General features: G+C 62.3%; 19 protein-coding genes. 2 read left to right on the top strand and 17 right to left on the bottom strand.

All coding sequences use genetic code 11. The features are described from left to right. Window positions 1–147: 147 nt before the first annotated feature. The 11 genes from AACH55_RS05795 to AACH55_RS05745 all read right to left on the bottom strand — a co-directional run bounded on the left by AACH55_RS05795 (window position 148) and on the right by AACH55_RS05745 (window position 7,884). Window positions 148–408: a hypothetical protein gene (locus AACH55_RS05795; protein ID WP_338718467.1), complete on the bottom strand. Its 261-nt coding sequence runs from the start codon at window positions 406–408 to the stop codon at window positions 148–150. After that, window positions 405–809, bottom strand: coding sequence for a hypothetical protein (locus AACH55_RS05790; protein ID WP_338718466.1), 405 nt, complete (start codon window positions 807–809; stop codon window positions 405–407). The genes AACH55_RS05795 and AACH55_RS05790 overlap by 4 nt, the downstream gene beginning before the upstream one ends. 73 nt (window positions 810–882) lie before the next feature. Further along, window positions 883–1,449, bottom strand: coding sequence for an SRPBCC domain-containing protein (locus AACH55_RS05785; protein WP_338720194.1), 567 nt, complete (start codon window positions 1,447–1,449; stop codon window positions 883–885). A gap of 65 nt (window positions 1,450–1,514) precedes the next feature. Next, window positions 1,515–2,528, bottom strand: coding sequence for an NAD(P)-dependent alcohol dehydrogenase (locus AACH55_RS05780; protein WP_338718465.1), 1,014 nt, complete (start codon window positions 2,526–2,528; stop codon window positions 1,515–1,517). Continuing rightward, window positions 2,528–3,049, bottom strand: a complete 522-nt coding sequence (locus AACH55_RS05775; protein ID WP_338720192.1) for an SRPBCC domain-containing protein — start codon at window positions 3,047–3,049, stop codon at window positions 2,528–2,530. The genes AACH55_RS05780 and AACH55_RS05775 overlap by 1 nt, the downstream gene beginning before the upstream one ends. A gap of 208 nt (window positions 3,050–3,257) precedes the next feature. Further along, entirely contained in the window at window positions 3,258–3,704 is a 447-nt protein-coding gene (locus AACH55_RS05770) for a dienelactone hydrolase family protein (protein ID WP_338718464.1), read from the bottom strand. Between the two features lie 307 nt (window positions 3,705–4,011). Then, window positions 4,012–5,325 (bottom strand): hypothetical protein, encoded by a 1,314-nt coding sequence (locus AACH55_RS05765; protein ID WP_338718463.1) that lies wholly within the window; start codon window positions 5,323–5,325, stop codon window positions 4,012–4,014. Beyond that, the gene (locus AACH55_RS05760; RefSeq protein ID WP_338718462.1) at window positions 5,322–5,639 is read right to left on the bottom strand and encodes a hypothetical protein; all 318 of its coding nucleotides are present in this window, start codon (window positions 5,637–5,639) and stop codon (window positions 5,322–5,324) included. The genes AACH55_RS05765 and AACH55_RS05760 overlap by 4 nt, the downstream gene beginning before the upstream one ends. 84 nt (window positions 5,640–5,723) lie before the next feature. After that, window positions 5,724–6,341: a class I SAM-dependent methyltransferase gene (locus tag AACH55_RS05755; RefSeq protein ID WP_338718461.1), complete on the bottom strand. Its 618-nt coding sequence runs from the start codon at window positions 6,339–6,341 to the stop codon at window positions 5,724–5,726. A 22-nt stretch (window positions 6,342–6,363) separates the two neighbouring features. Beyond that, window positions 6,364–7,368, bottom strand: coding sequence for a zinc-binding dehydrogenase (locus tag AACH55_RS05750; protein WP_338718460.1), 1,005 nt, complete (start codon window positions 7,366–7,368; stop codon window positions 6,364–6,366). A 15-nt stretch (window positions 7,369–7,383) separates the two neighbouring features. Next, entirely contained in the window at window positions 7,384–7,884 is a 501-nt protein-coding gene (locus tag AACH55_RS05745) for a lactoylglutathione lyase family protein (protein WP_338718459.1), read from the bottom strand. A 97-nt stretch (window positions 7,885–7,981) separates the two neighbouring features. Here AACH55_RS05745 and AACH55_RS05740 point away from each other — a divergent pair, with 97 nt between their 5' ends. Further along, entirely contained in the window at window positions 7,982–8,890 is a 909-nt protein-coding gene (locus AACH55_RS05740) for a LysR family transcriptional regulator (protein WP_338718458.1), read from the top strand. A gap of 20 nt (window positions 8,891–8,910) precedes the next feature. On the opposite strand, the gene AACH55_RS05735 is transcribed toward AACH55_RS05740, so the two are convergent. The 6 genes from AACH55_RS05735 to AACH55_RS05710 all read right to left on the bottom strand — a co-directional run bounded on the left by AACH55_RS05735 (window position 8,911) and on the right by AACH55_RS05710 (window position 14,210). Further along, entirely contained in the window at window positions 8,911–9,105 is a 195-nt protein-coding gene (locus AACH55_RS05735; RefSeq protein ID WP_338718457.1) for a DUF3363 domain-containing protein, read from the bottom strand. 262 nt (window positions 9,106–9,367) lie between these two features. After that, a protein-coding gene (locus AACH55_RS05730) for an IS5 family transposase (protein WP_338718456.1) occupies window positions 9,368–10,125 on the bottom strand; the annotation gives its coding sequence in 2 pieces (ribosomal slippage) (window positions 9,368–9,804 and window positions 9,804–10,125; 759 coding nt in all). A 242-nt stretch (window positions 10,126–10,367) separates the two neighbouring features. Beyond that, complete coding sequence (locus AACH55_RS05725) at window positions 10,368–10,724, bottom strand: RidA family protein (RefSeq protein ID WP_198984910.1); 357 nt, start codon at window positions 10,722–10,724, stop codon at window positions 10,368–10,370. 51 nt (window positions 10,725–10,775) lie between these two features. Beyond that, window positions 10,776–12,137: an MFS transporter gene (locus AACH55_RS05720; protein WP_198984911.1), complete on the bottom strand. Its 1,362-nt coding sequence runs from the start codon at window positions 12,135–12,137 to the stop codon at window positions 10,776–10,778. 38 nt (window positions 12,138–12,175) lie between these two features. Further along, the gene (locus AACH55_RS05715; protein WP_338718455.1) at window positions 12,176–13,186 is read right to left on the bottom strand and encodes a succinylglutamate desuccinylase/aspartoacylase family protein; all 1,011 of its coding nucleotides are present in this window, start codon (window positions 13,184–13,186) and stop codon (window positions 12,176–12,178) included. A 124-nt stretch (window positions 13,187–13,310) separates the two neighbouring features. After that, the gene (locus AACH55_RS05710; protein WP_338718454.1) at window positions 13,311–14,210 is read right to left on the bottom strand and encodes a LysR family transcriptional regulator; all 900 of its coding nucleotides are present in this window, start codon (window positions 14,208–14,210) and stop codon (window positions 13,311–13,313) included. A gap of 143 nt (window positions 14,211–14,353) precedes the next feature. On the opposite strand from AACH55_RS05710, the gene AACH55_RS05705 reads away from it, so the two are divergent. Then, window positions 14,354–15,220, top strand: coding sequence for an MBL fold metallo-hydrolase (locus AACH55_RS05705; RefSeq protein ID WP_198984914.1), 867 nt, complete (start codon window positions 14,354–14,356; stop codon window positions 15,218–15,220). The last annotated feature ends 316 nt before the right edge of the window (window positions 15,221–15,536 follow it).

Here is a 15,536-nt window from a genome sequence, read left to right as displayed (position 1 = left end):
TTCAGTTTGAACGGCGTGAACAGTGCAGACATGACGTGCCTCGAAGATGATGGATGGATAAAACAGGCCAGCCCGCGAACCGTCAGGCGGATGCGGGCGATGGCTTAGCGCCGCCAAGGGCGATGCCGGCCATGACGATGGGCGGGGCTAGCGCACCTCGTGAACAACTTGTAGCACCAGGCGCGCGACGCCCTCGGAGGAGGCCGGGTTCTGCCCTGTGACGAGCTTGCCGTCACGCACCGCGAAGGGCTGGAAGTCCGGGCCGCTCTCGTACTTGGCGCCCAGCCCGCGGATGCGGGACTCCAGCAGGAAAGGCACCTTGTCGGTCAAGCCGGCGGCCGCTTCCTCGCTATCGGTGAAGGCGGCCACGCGGCGGCCGGCGACCAGTGACTGGCCGTTGGGGTTCATGACGTTGACCAGCCCGGCCGGGCCGTGGACAGCAGGGACGCCAGCTCGGTGCTCCTGGGCAGATCCCACATGGTGCCGTGCCCGCCGGGCAGGAACACCGCCGAGTAGCCTTCAGTAGCCAGGCCGGAAATCTTCATCGAGACCTCGATCTTGTGCATCGCCGCGGCATCCTTGAGGAAGCGCTCGACGCTGGGCGGATTCTTGCCTTCGGCTTGCAGCGAGTGTGGGGCGATCGGGATCTTGCCGCCGGTGATGGAGGCGATGTCCACCTGGGCGCCCGCATCGGAGAAGGCGTAGTAGGGCGTGGACAATTCCTCGAACCATACCCCGGTCGGGCGCGGCTCGTCGCCCATGGTGGCCTGGGAGGTGAGGATCATCAGGATCTTGATGCTGGAGCTCATCGAAAGGATCTCCTGCATGCGGGGGGAGGAAGAAGCCGCCGCCCGCGCCTGTATGCGGACGGCGGTGGGATCGTCACTGCGCCTGGTTCTTGCGCGCGGCCTCGACCAGACCCGTCAGCCAGTCCTGATGGCCGTTGATCATGATGTTCGGCTTGCTGCTGGCCAATGCCTGCGCGGGCTTGCCTTTCTGACTTTCCTGGGTGAGCACGCGCACCCGCCCGCCAGGCAGATCCTCGACCAGCCAGGCATGGATCACGTCCAGTCGCTCGGCGCTGCCCTCCTCGCCCGCCCAGCCGTGCCAGGCCACCCGGCCCGGCTGGCCATTGGCGGGAGGCACGTACTCGGTGACCTGGGCCTCGACCGGGAAGCCAAAGGTCTTGAAGAAGAAGCGGTCGCCGTCGGCCAGCAGCGGCCCCTTGCCGTCATGGAAGCGCACGTCGGCCGAGTTCGCGTAGTAGCTCGGCCAGCGGGTCGCATCGGCAAGGAGCGGCCACACGTCGGCCGCAGTGAGCCCGGCGACGATAACCTCGTTGGAGACGAAGTTGTCGGTGGTACCGGGCAGATAGCCTTCGGGCCAGACGATGGCGTGTTGCGTGTCGGCCGCCGCGCTGGTGTCATGCGATGGCGCGCAACCGACCATGAGCACCATGACCAGGGCGGTGAACAGCGCGGCCAGCCGCGCGTGGGGACGGTTCATGTCGAGCCTCACCATTCGACCACCACCTTGCTGAAGTGAGCGCCGCTTTCCTGGAAGCGGAACGCCTCGGCCAGTTGCTCCAGCGGGAAGCTGCGGTCGATCACCGGGCGGATGCCACTCTGCTCCAGCGCCGCCACGTAGTCTTGCTGGTCACGGCGGCTGCCGACGATCAGCCCCTGCAGGCGTGCCTGCTTGGCCATCAGCACCGAGGTGGGCAAGGCGCCCTCGCGTCCGGTCAGCACACCGATCAGGGCGATATGGCCGCCCACGCGCACGGCCTTGATCGACTGTGTCAGGGTGCCCGGCCCACCAACCTCAATCACGTGGTCGACGCCACGGCCGCCAGTCAGTTCCAGCACGCACTGGCCCCAGTCGGGCACCTGCCGGTAGTTGATCACCTCGTCGGCGCCGAGCGCGCGGGCGCGCTTCAGCTTGTCATCGGAGGACGAGGTGACGAGGACCCGTGCGCCCATCGCCTTGGCGATCTGCAGTGCGGCGATCGACACGCCGCCGGTGCCCAGCACTAGTACGCTGGCGCCGGCCTTGAGCTGGCCATCGACCACCAGCGCGCGCCAGGCGGTCAGCCCGGCGGTGGTGATGGTGGCTGCCTCGGCATGGCTCCAGCCGCGCGGGGCCAGGGTAAAGTCGCTGGCCGCGCGCACCACGTACTCACAGGCATAACCGTCGATGCCATCGCCCGGAGTCTTGCGGAAATGGCCGACGTCATCGAACGGCAGTCCGTCGGGCCACTGCGGGAAGAAGCCGGAGACCACCTGGTCGCCAGGCTTGAACTCGCTCACACCGGCGCCCACGGCCTCGACCACACCGCCGGCATCGGCCATCGGCACCCGGCCATCGTCGGCGGGAATGCCGCCGTTGGCGACCAGCAGGTCGTGGAAGTTCAGCGATGTGGCATGCACGGCCACACGGATCTGCCCGGGTCCCGGCTGGCCGGGATCGGGCAACTCAATGACTTCGAGACGCTCCAGTCCACCCGGTGCACGAACGATAACGCCCCTCATCACTTTGCATCCTTAGCAGCGCGGGCAGCGGCCACCAGGCCGTCCAGCCAGTCCTGATGCCCGTTGATCATCGGGTTGGGCTTGGCGGCGTGCAGTTCGGCAGCCGGTTTGCCCTTCTGGGTTTCCTGGGTGAGGATGCGTACGCGGCCGCCGTCGAGATCCTCGACCAGCCAGGCATGGTGTACGTCCAGGCGGTCGTCGGCACCGACTTCGCCCGACCAGCCATGCCAGGCCACGCGACCGGGCTGACCTGCCGCCGGGGCCACGTATTCGTTGCACTGCGCCTCGACCGGGAAGCCGAAGGTCTCGAAATAGAAGCGGTCGCCGTCGGCCAGGAACGGCCCCTTGCCGTCGTAGAAGCGCACGCTGGCCGAGTTGCCGTAGTAGGTCGGCCAACGGGCCGGTTCGGCCAGCAGTGGCCACACCTCCGCGGCGCTCAGGCCGGCGACGATGACCTCGTTGGAGGCGAAGTTTTCGGTGAAGCCCGGGACATAGCCTTCGGGCCAGATGATTGCGTTCATGGTCATGTAAACACTCCTGGAATCGTTGAGTAGGGCCGGTGCGGCTCGGTGCCGCCTTGCCGGCAGCACAGCAGGCACTCGGGCCTGCAACGTTTTTCGGCACAACCGCTATGTTCGTGCGCATCAAGAAATAAATCCAATCCTATATTTCTATTTTCAATATAACTCCATCTGATATCAGGGGGATTCCTTGCCCCACTTAGCTCAGCTAGCACTGGAACCCGGCCAGGGTGCGATCCCAGGCGAGCTGGGTGGCTGCCTCGTCGTAGCGCGGCGTGGGGTCGTTGTGGAAACCGTGGTTGGTGCCGGGATAGACATGGTCCCGTTGGTCTTGCCGGCCGCCGCAGCAACAGCCGATAAAGCCGATCTTGTCGGTGGTCAGCTCGCTGGCCTGAAGGTACTCGATGGGGTCGAAGAAATGGTTCATCAGCTTCTGCGGATCGCCCCGCTGCTGCAGCCGCCGGCCTTCATCGTCGTTGCCCGGATAGCCATCGACCGAACTTAGGGTGTCGGGCGCCAGTGCGACGAAGCCGGCCTTGGCCACGTGCCGCGCCACGTCCTCAATGCAGAGATTCAGGTCGCGGTTGTCGTCTACCACGACAACGCCGGGCATCCGGCCGGAGGCCTTGGCCGGGCGAAGCAGATAGCCGCGCACTTCGCCGTGACCGTTGGGCGAGGGATAGCGGATGTAATGGGCATGGATGTCAGGATCGGTGAAGGTGATTTGTTACGCCAGCGCGTAGCCCGGTCTCGGTGAGGCCAGGATCGCGGTAATGGTGCGACCGCCGATGGCGAACATCGCCGTGCGGTGGAGGAAATCGCGCCGGCTCAGGCGTGCATGCACGTAGCCGTCGTACAGTTCCAGCAGTTCGGAGTGGAAGTCGTTGGCGGTTAGTCGAGTCAGATAGGTCGCCTTGTAATGGTCGAGTTCTGACGGGCACCACGATTCGCGTGCTTCCTTGCTACGGAGCCCGAGTTCCAGTCAGGATGGCGTGGTCGAAACCCGCATAGCGGTAGCCGCCGAAGCGGGCGCCTATGTCGCCATCGCTGCCATTGAGCGTCAAATAGAGCAGGTAGATTTGGTAGTCGAGCAGCGCGGGCGAACTCGCCGCCGACGCCAAGGCCCCCTCCGCGCGGGCGATCGCGTCGCTCAACTGACGGTATGCGTCTTGGTGCACCCACTTCGCAGTGCTCGGAACGTCCTTGCCATCAACGCTCACCACGACATCGCCCAGCTTCTGCCTGGCGATCGCTACGGCTCTTGCCAACAGACGCCGCGCGCTTGCGCCGCTGGTGATACCGACCGGCGCGCCATGCGCCTCCAGGTCGCGGGTCGGCACCAGCCACAGGCTGACTTTCAGGCCCTCATGGTTGTCGTTGAGCCCAAAGTATTTCTGCGCGTTCGCATATTCCCCCGGTCGGTTGGAGATCAACAGGTTGTTCCGGGAAAAACGCATTGCATCGGCGTAGGCGGTGCCGTCGATATCGTAGCGGCGGTGATCCATTCCATCGACGAAGACTCCATGCACTTCCCTGGCCCGCTGCAGGATCCAGCCATCCGGGCCATGCCAGAACAGCGCGATGTCACCCGGCGCGAGAGTGGTGTCGAAGTCTCTGGCGGCGATGCGTTCGCCAGATGTCGCGGTGAAGCGCGTGCCGTCGAAGGTCCGCCCTTCGACGGCTGTGGTGTTGGCCGTGTCGATATCCCCGCGCGTGACACTGTAGGTGCCGTCATCGTTGCGGATGATCCGGCCGACCTGAACCCCTTCCTTGAAATCGGCCTCAATCAGATCGGCATGGCCGTCGCGATCAGTGTCGTACAGCCTCACTTCCAGCCCTGGCACGATCCCGGTCGCGACGGCCAGCGCGGCTGCGGCATACGAACCGGCGACCTTCTCACCTTGGTAGCCGCCTCTCCAGGCCGAGACCTTGTCATCGTAGCGCAACCAGGGCGTCTGGTTCACCGGATAGCCATCCGGGAACCGCCTGGCACAGTCCGTCTCAGTGGCCGGGATGGCCAGGCCGTTGACCAGGAAGCGGCCTGCTGCAATCACAGCCGCTACGCCGGCAGCAGCGCTGCCTTGGCCGAAGTACCGGTCGTAGCGTGCGTCGGTGACCGACGCGCCCTCGCTGCCCATGCCCAGCACGATGGCCTTGAGCAGCGTCCTGTCGGTATGCGCGCGCGCCACCTGCGTCGCATCCGTGGCGCTGCAGCCGATAATGGCCATCGAAACGAACAGCTGTATCAGCCGGGCGGCCAGGCGCGTGCCGGTCATTGCGCAACCGCCTCATACGGCGCGAAGAAATCGCTGTCGGCCCAGTCGGGCGTGGCGAAGTCGATTGCTGGACCACCCACGAAGCTCGCCGCCTGGTTCTGCTCGCCCTTGCCGTTCCAGGCGGCGATGTAGGGCCACGGATAGACCGGGCGGCTGCGCTCGACCGCGGCTGTCGAGGCGGCTGTCAGGCCGCGCTGGGGTCTGGCAGTGCTGGCTGCAGGCGCATCGGTGTTGGCCAGTGGACGGTCGCAGCCTTGCAGCCCGAACGCCGGTGCCGCGAGCGAAGAACGATGGCGTTGCGCGAGACTGAACATGGAGAGCAATCCTTGTGGCGTGCGTGCGACTGAGCGGTACGAAGTGGAAAACGAGAACCCCGAAGAAAATGAAAAGCCGGCACGTCAGCCGGGTTCGTAGCGGCTGACCTCGATACCGGTGCCGACTGGCAGCAGCACGCTGGTGATGCCGGGCTTGGCACGGACCGCGCGGGCATAGGCGCGCACGTCCTCGCTGCCGGGACGGAGCATGTTGTCGGCAACAATGATCGCGCCAGGACTGAGTCTGGGATAGAACGCATCCAGGCACGGCACGTACAGATCCTTCCACAGGTCGACGAATACGAAATCGATCTTGCCGGGCAGCTCGCCGATCATCTGCACCGCATCGCCGACCTGGAAGTCCACGTAATCGGCCAGCCCTGCCTGCTCGGACATCACCCTTGCATGGGCCGACTTGTAGCCGTGCAGTTCCATCGTCACCAGCCGCCCGCCGCTGGCGCGCGCCGCCTCGGCCAGCCAGATGCCTGAGTAGCCGAAGGAGGTGCCCAGTTCGAGGATGTTCGGTACCTCGAGGCTTCGGGCCAGGATGTTGAGCAACTGGCCGGTCTGCGGCCCGATGGCGCGCATGCGCTGATCCTGTCCACCGTCGCGTCCGCCTGGCGCTTCAGTACGCGGCGCGCTGCGTTCGGCGCGCGTGCGGGCGTGGTACAGCTCCAGCACTTCCAAGATCCGTGCATCCATGGGTGTGTCCTTTCTTATGGCATTAGCGAATCCGCACCAGGGCTTTGCCGGAGAAGTTCCGGTGGCGCAGGTCTTCCAGCAACTGCGCCAGTTCATCGAAGCCGCGCACCAGACACGCCTCCGCCCGCAGGCGCCCCTCGGCAATCTCGGCCAGCATCCGCTCCCCAGCGGCGGTCAGGTGCTGCCAGGCAGTGTCGTCGCCGAGCACATGCAACGCACCGAGGGCCACCTCGTGCATCGACAGGGTCAGGCCGAACGGCGGGCACGGCCATCCGGGCACACGATCCTGAATGCAGATCAAATGGCCGTTGGCGCGCAGCGCCTCTGCCATGCGTTCCGCGTGGCTGCCGCTGACAGTGTCGATCAATGCATGGAAACGCCGGCCGCCGGCCCAGGCGTGCCCATCGGCCAGCGGCCCGGCGAGGCATTCGCCCGCCCCCAGCGCGCGCAGCCTTCCATGGTGACGGGCATGGGCCATTGCGCTGACGGCAAAACCACGGGACGAGGCCAGTTGCACAAGGTACTGCCCGACTGCGCCGCCGGCGCCGCTAACAAGTAGCGGTTGTCCGGGCTGCACCGGCACCTTCTCGATCGCCAGCCAAGCGGTGAGCGCCGGGCACGGAATGCTGGCGCCCACCTCGAAGTTCAGCCTGTCGGGCAGCCGTAGCAGCGCGCGCGCGGCCACCGGCGCGTACTCGGCGAAACTGCCATGGCCATGCAGGCTGGTATGGTAGGCCACGCGGTGGCCCAACCATTCGGCGGGCACGCCTTCGCCGACAGCCAGCACCTCGCCGGCGCCATCGACGCCGGGGATATGGCCCGGCTGCCAATCGGCCAGCCCGCCGCCGAGCACCTTCCAATCTACCGGGTTCAGTCCGATCACAGCATTGCGCACCAGCACCTCACCGGCCGCCGGCGGTTGCAGAGGCACCTGCTCCAGCGCCAGTTCCAGCGGTTCGGCGCTACCCTGCCAGCGCCAAGCGTGGTAGTGGGTGGGCAGCGAGGACGGCGGCGATCCGTTGTACATGCGAGCGTCCTCCACTTACTGGTAGGCGCCGGCCGAATAGGTCAGCTCGTAGCTGTGGCTGTAAATTTCCAGGATGTTGCCGAAGGGGTCTTCCATATAGACCATGCGGTACGGCTTCTCGCCAGGGAAATACTCGCGTACCGGCATGCGCTGCTTGCCGCCGGCGGCTACGATCTTCGCGGCCAGTCCCTCGACGTCCGGATCCTGCACACAGAAGTGGAACACCCCGGTCTTCCAGTATTCAAAGTTGTCGGCTGGTTTTTCGGCATTGGGGAACTGGAAGATTTCCACGCCGATACGGTCGCCAGTGGACAGATGGGCGATGCGGAATGAGCCCCAGCCAGCACCGAACACGTCTGTGCACATCACCCCGATGGGGCTGTCGTCCTCGCTGATAGTGGTCGGCGGCATGACCAGATACCAGCCCATGACCTCGGTATAGAACTTGACAGCGGCGTCCAGGTCGGTCACCGACAGGCCGATGTGCGAAAAACTGCGGGGGTATGTCAGGGACATGGTGATGGCCTCTTGGCAAAAATAATATTCATAAGCGTAGGCGGATATCACCAATGTTTGGTCTAATGAATCCTTATTGATTGAATAAAAATTCGTTATGAACAACTCACACTGGCTGCGCTCCTTCGCTGCCCTGGTCGAAACCGGGGGCTTCACGCGTGCGGCGTCCCGGCTGGGCTTGACCCAGGCCGCGGTCAGTCAGCATGTGCGTCATCTGGAGAACGAACTCGGCCCGTTGTTGATCCGCCGTCCCAGACAAATCGAACTAACGCCCGCAGGCATGGCGTTGCTGGACTACTGCAACGAGATCGAGTTGGCCGACAAACGCCTGAAGCTGCGCCTGTCCGACGCAAATTCGCGCAGCGGGGATATCAGCCTGATCACGCCCGGCAGCGTGGGGCTCGCCCTCTACCCCCTGCTGCTGGGCTTGCAGCAGTCCCATCCGGGCTTGGTCATCCGTCATCGCTTCGCGCCCGATCCTGAAACCCGTGATGCGGTGCTGAGCAAGCAGTACGAACTCGGCTTGGTTACCCTCAAGCCGGACGACTCGCGCCTGGTCGCCACGTCGTTCATCGAGGAGCCGCTGGAACTCGTCGTGCCGGCTGGTGCAGCCGTGGCGGGCTGGGAGGATCTGGTACGGCTGGGCTTTATCGATCATCCCGACGGCCAGGCGATGTCCACCCGCCTGCTGGCACGCCACTTTCCGGGCAACCCTGGGATCCGCAACGTGCCCTGCCACGGCTTCAGCAATCAGATCGCGCTAATCCTCGAACCGGTCGCCCGCGGCCTGGGTTTCACCGTGATTCCCCGGCACGCGCGCCAGGCCTTCGCACAGGCCGATGCCATCCGGGTGATCGAGGGTGGCGAGCTGGTGGTCGATACGCTGTGGCTGATTCGCCGGGCGGAATGGCCGCTATCCGCCCGCGCGGCCTGGGTACTGGAGCAACTCAGAAAGATGCTGCCTTTCAATCAGCGACGGGGAGGGCAGCGTCGCGAGGTGGCCTGAACGATCAATCCGGCTTTCCATCATAAGAACGGCCCAGGTTGCCGCCCGATCTCACACGACACTCCGCCACCGCGCACCGTCGCGGCAAGCTGCTGTACTAATCGTTGTTCGATCACCGGCCGCCACGGTACCAGGCTCAATCCCATGCCGTCATCAACCATCGCGCAGCACCTGCTGGTGAGTATGACGGAGCGCCGGTATATGCCATAGCACATGGCGACATCGGAGAATACACGGTTGAACGCAAAAGTACCAACGGCAGTTCATCCTGATGATACGTCAGCAATAGAGATTGGCACACGTGCTGGATATTTAAGTTCTCGACGTGCTTTCATGATCGCCGCCCAAAGATCGAATCCATTACGAATTGAAGCGAGTAAGAGTCTGGGATATAGACCTGATATGAATAGCTGAAAGGACTGAAATGGACAAGTCGGATGATGAACACGGACGGAACCGCAGGATACTAGGGCCTGTTCACATTTTCACGAATGGCCCGAATGCGCAGGCAAGCGAGGCGAACACAAGGTAGCTGTCAGCGAGCTTGTCGTATCGAGTTGAGACGCGACGAAATTGCTTGATGCGATTGAAGAAGCGCTCGACAAGATTGCGTGTACGGTAAAGCGCGCCGCTGTAGCGGCGCTTGGTCTTTCGGTTCGAGCGTGGCGGGATGACGACCTTGGCGCCGGTGGTGCGAACGACTTGCACAAAGGCATCAGAGTCATAACCCTTATCAGCAATGACGGCCTTGGCGCGCAGGTGTTCGACAAGTTCATTTGCACACGAGATGTCATGTACCTGTCCTTCGGTCACGATCAGCCGCAGAGGCCTGCCCGTCGAGTCTACGGCCAGATGCAACTTGGTGCTCAACCCACCTCTGGAACGTCCGAGCGCTTGCGGTCCACTTTTTTTGACGCGCCGGCCGAATGTTGGTGTGCTCGGACAATGGTTGAGTCAAACAGGATGTGTTCGATTTCCGTTTCACCAGCCGTTGCAAGTGCGATTCGCTGCCAGACACCTTTGCGCCTCCAGCGCGAGAAACGCATGTACACGGTATGCCACCGACCAAACTCGACTGGCAGATCGCGCCAAGGGCTACCTGTGCGACCAATCCACAGCACCGCTTCGAGAAACCATCGGTTGTCGAGCGCTGTTCGTCCTCGGTCGCCTTCCTTGCCCGGCAAGATTGCTTCGACCTTCTTCCATACATCGTCACTTAGCAGTGTTCTGACCATCCCGTTTCGCTCGCGCAAAAAACAAGATGTAAACACATTTCAGCAAATGTAAACAGACCCTAGTATGCGGCCTGGAGTTGTCGCTCAGGACAGATGGTACGATAGCCCGCTTTGGCCGAGGTGCAGGCGTCCGACCCGGCTGACTGCCTGGCGGACAGTTCCTCGGCCAAACTTGCTGACTACAGATGGGAAGCAGACCAAGCCCTGTGTTCTGGGCAAGGGTCTGCATTCATCGTTTTACTTCAGCCGCACATTGCTGCGGTGACTTGTACCTCGACGCGATAATGAGGTTTGGCCAAGTCAGCCGCGACGCAAGCGCGTACAGGTGTGCCGTGGCCGGCCAGCCAGGCATCCCACTCCTGATTCAGTTGGTCGTAATCCTGCATGTCTACCAACCAGATCGTCGCCGACAGTAAGCGGCCCTTGTTGCTGTCCGCCTTGGCCAACAAGCTGTCGATCTTGGTGAAAACGTCTTTCGCCTGTTCCCGGATGTCGGCTCCTGTCAATTGCGAGACTTGCCCGGCCAGATAGACGGTACCGTTGTGCACCACGATCTGGCTGAAGCGGGCCGAGCCACCTTTACGCTGAATATCACTCATTGATTACTGTCCTGAAAAAAAGAGGGAGGAAAAAGGTGGTATCGGAATCTGTCATGCGCTCTGGCGTGCTGCAGCCACTCGGCGGCTGGCCATGCCATAGAGCAATGAACTTGCGATTGCGGCGGTGGCGCCGACAATCGTGAGTGCCACACCAAGGCTGTTATCCAGCGTATGAAAGCTCTGATTGAGATAGCCGACGGCAAACGGTCCGAGCCCACCGCTGATGGCGTTGGTGAGGAATACCAGGAGCGCGATCGAGCGGCCGCGCATGCGGTTGGGAATGGCTACCTGAAGAGGGATCGGCGCCAGCGCCATCACGATGCTCGCCGCGTAGGCACACGCACCATAGAGCAGCACAGCCATGGTAAAACTCGGTACCAGCGGTGCAGCCAGAGCCAGCGGCACTAGTAAGCAGGCCGCTTTGGAGGCGGTGCTCAGTGACTTGCTCAATGCGTGCTGATCGCTTGCCTTACGCACCAGGAATCCAGCGCTGATGACCCCGGCTATGCCGCCGACCATATACGCCGGGCCGGCATATCGACCTACGGTGCTGGCGGTCAGGCCGAAGTGACGGATCAGCAGCGTGGGAAACCAGGCCGAGTGGGCGTAGAACAACAGGATCAGGGCAACGTAAGCGGCAAAGTAAGGCAGGCAGAAGGCATTGCGCACGAACAGCTCGCGCAGCACCTCGGCCAGCGTCGGAGCGTCAGTCGTGGCGGCTGCCGGGGTATCGCCGTCTGGATGGTGGTGCGACTCGATCCGCCTTGGTTCACGCACCGTCAGCAAAACGACTGCCGCCAGCAGAATGCCCGGCAAGCCGACGATGAAGAATGCCACCTGCCACGGCTGCAGGGCCATCTGGATCTGCCATATCCGGTTGGAAGGTTGACCGAGCCAGTCAAGCAGCAGGCCACCGCCGAGCAAGGCCACGCCGCCGCCAGCGTATGGCCCCAGCATGAAAATGCTGCTTGCACGCGATACCTTACGTGGCGGGAACAGGTCGCTGAAGATCGACAAGGCCGCAGGGCTCAAGGCGGCTTCGGCGATAGCCGTACCGGCCCGCCAGAACAGCAGCTCGCCGAAACTATGCGCAGTACCGCACATCGCGGTTGAGATAGCCCAGAGTGCCACGCAGGCCGCGCTGAGCCTAACCCGATTTGAACGATCCACCATCCGCGCCACGAACACGCCGGTGGTGGCGTAGCAGATCGTGAATGCAAAGCCTTGCAACAGCCCGATCTGTGCATCACTGAGCACTAGCGTCTGTTTAAGCGGCTGCACCAGGATGCTAACGATCTGGCGGTCGATGTATGAAAACATGAAGCAGATGAAAAACACCCCGATGGTATAGCCGTGAGAGGCCTGCCCCGTAGTTTGGCCATGCGTATCCAGGGTTGATTTGGCAGCAAACATCTTTGTCTCCTTCTCTCGATTCAAGACCAACGCAGCGGCTATTGCCATTGCGTGTCCGCCGCCAGCAATGCGATGCAGTCGCCTGGTTCGACCGCCGCGAAGGAACGGATGCAGACCACCAGTCCAGCTCTTTCGAAATGCAGTTCACATGCCGGTTCCCACGGGGCATGTGGGTTGAAGAGGCGTCCCGCCAATTGACCGGCGGCCACTTGCTGCCCTAACTCGAAGCAGGGTTCGAACACGCCACGGCTGGGGGCGAACAGGTAATGCTGAGCGCCCTCGACTTTGAGCAGACGGGTAGCCGGGGCTCGATCAGGGACTGCCACCGGGGCGATGCCGAGCGTATGCATCAAACGGCGCAAGCCATCCTCGACGATGGCCAGACCGTCGACGCTGCACGAAGCGTAGCCGCCGAACTCCCCGCACAGGAACAACTTGCCCTGTCGTTCTGCTGCCGCGCCGTAGGTCCTGTCCTCTCCCAGCAGGTCCATGACCATGGTATGCGGTGCCGCGAAGGCCTCGACCAGGGTTTGGTAGTTATCGTGGAGAGTGGTGTCGCGCGGTAAGGCAGCCAGCAGCGCGGGCAGATGGTTAAACGAGGCGCCTCCGGCATGCAGGTCGAAAATGATGTCGGCCCGTGGGAACAGTTCGGTATCGACGTAGTGGGCGATCATTTCCGTCACCGAGCCGTTGCGAGAACCGGGAAACACGCGATTCAGGTTGGCGCTATCGATTGGAGAGGTGCGCGACCCATTCAGGAAGGCTGGGAAGTTCAGCGCCGGAATGACGATCAGGCGGCCATTGATCTGCATCTTCGGCATCTCTTGCATCAGCTTCATCAGCGCGACCGGGCCTTCGTATTCGTCTCCGTGGTTGCCACCGGTCAGCAGCAGAGTTGGGCCATGGCCTTGCTTCAATACGGCAATCGGAATCGGGATGTGGCCGTAGGCGGAGCGGTTATGCGAATAGGGCAGCCGCAGCACGCTGGTCTGGAATCCCTCGCGTTCGTAGTCGATGTCCGTCTGGATCAGCGATTGGGTGGCATTCATGCATTTCTCCTTCGTAGTTGTGCGATGTTGTCCGCCAGGGAGAGAGCGGGGCGAACAGTCATACGAACTATCGAGCAAGCAAGAAATGCCGGCAAATGCCGTTTTTTGTAGTTAGCGATGCCTTTCAGGCATCATCAAAAGTGGAACGCAAGGTGGTGATGAAACGTGACAGGATGGGATTGGCGGAATCGGCGCGATAAGCGAACGCCAGCGGCATTGGCACTGACAGATCGGTCAGCTTGAAGAATCGCACCTGGGCTGGAGGGCGGCCGAGATTAGCTGAATTGACGATGGCAGCACCGATGCCCGAGCAGACCAGCGACAGTATGGCCGCCTCCGTGGTTTCCTCCTGCACTACGTTCAGGATGAGACCGCTTTGCTCGCAGGCACCGATCAGACAGTCGTAATAACTCGGGTAAACCGCTCGTGGGAACATGACGAACGGCCGACCAGCCATGTTGCGGAGCGCGATCGTCTCGCCTTCTTGCTGCGCGATCGTCCACGCGCGTGGAATGGCCAGTACCACGTCATAGTCGAACAGCGGGACCGTTGTGAACTCGTCGGGCAGTGAACCGTACTGGTGGATAAAGCCACCATCCAGGGTACCGTCGGCAATTTTCTGTAATTGCTCTGGGCTATTGAGCGCCGTCAGTTCGATCTTGACCTCTGGCACATCGTTTTGGAACCGACTGAACGTCTTGGGCACAAGACCGTCCCAGCCCGCATTTTCGACAAAGCCAAGCCTAAGCTGGCCTTGCAGCCCCGCCGCAAGGCGCTTGGCTGTTCGAGCCGCGCTCTCCAGCGCCGCCATCGCTTGGAGCACGTCGCGCAAATAACTTTGGCCGGCCAGCGTCAACTTCAGCCCGCGTGGGGAACGCTCGAACAGCAGAAACCCGAGCTCGTCTTCCAGATCCTGAATTTGCCGTGAAACGGCCGGCTGGGTGATGTGTAGGTGCTCGGAGGCCAAGCGTACACTCTCGTACTCGGCCACCGCCATGAAATAGCGAAGATGACGTAGTTCCATACTGTTCCCTTTGCCGTTGGCAAGGCATTAGTGATGCCTGAAAGGTATCACATCACAGGAATTCTGCATTGGTAAGTAGGAACGGTTTCCGCGATAATAAAGCACAACCAGACCCCAACAGTTACGGCAAAGCGAGGCAACACATGGACGTGCATACCTACCAGATTGGCGACGCGCGCATCACTAAAGTCACCGAAACCCTGCTGCAAGGCCTGACCCCATCGTTCCTCTACGCAGACTGGAGCGACGAGGTATTGCATGAGCAGCCGCAGCTACGCAGCCTGCTGGACGATACGGGGACGTCGGTCGTGCTCAGTGTGCATACCTGGGTGGTCGAATGGGCGGACCAAGTGTTCCTGATCGACACCGGCATCGGCAATGGCAAGGAGCGGCCTTTCAGCAAGCTCTTCCATCAACTGGAAACGCCCTTCCTTGAGCGCCTCGCCGCAATCGGTATCGCACCGGAGGGCGTGGATCACGTGTTGCTGACGCATCTACACGCCGACCACGTGGGTTGGAATACTCGTCTTGTTGACGGCAGTTGGCTGCCGACCTTTGGCAATGCACGCTATGTGATGCCGCAAGGTGATCTCGACTTCTTCGCCACGCCTGCCGGAGACAGCCGGCGCATGGTGTACGACGACAGCGTCGCGCCGATCATCGCCGCCGGCCAGGCGGTCGCCATGGCGACCGAAGGTGGTAGCTATCTCGACGCATTTCGCTTCCACCCGACACCTGGGCACTGCCGTGGCCATATGTCGATCTCGTTCAGGTCGCAAGGTGAAACCGCACTGTTTACCGGGGATGTGATGCATACCCCGATCCAACTCTACCGCCCCGAATGGAACTCGGCGTTTTGCCATGAACAGGTGCAGGCGCGACAGGCGCGCCAGTGGCTGCTCGACTATGCAGCGGACCACGATGCGATGCTGTTTACGGCGCACTTTCCCGATACATCAGCTGGCCGGGTTTCGCGCGGCGACCAGGGGTTCGAGTGGCAGTTTGCTTGATCGGACTATTGCCGCGCCGTTGCTGACTCGTCGAAATATTGAGCCGTTAGACTTGTCTGGCATGAATGTCCGAAATGGGCCAGAAGCGGATGTTTTCGACCAAATGAGCCAACGTCCGCTCTGGCCGATGACCTGCCGCTACTCACGACTCTCAGGCAGCAGGTCGGCCATCTCAGCTTTATACCCGCAGTGCCTTGAGCCTACGCCACCCCATTCTCCCCAGTTTTGAGGTTCTCAGTGTGGCGTGGCGAAGCAGGCATCCGATCATGGGGTCCCTTTGATTTACCTGCAGTGAACGACGATAGACGCGCCCAGT

Source organism: Herbaspirillum sp. DW155 (genome assembly GCF_037076565.1).
Taxonomy (GTDB): Bacteria; Pseudomonadota; Gammaproteobacteria; order Burkholderiales; family Burkholderiaceae_D; genus Herbaspirillum.
Note: the sequence above shows the minus strand (reverse complement) of the source record. Positions and strands in the feature narration are given on the sequence as shown.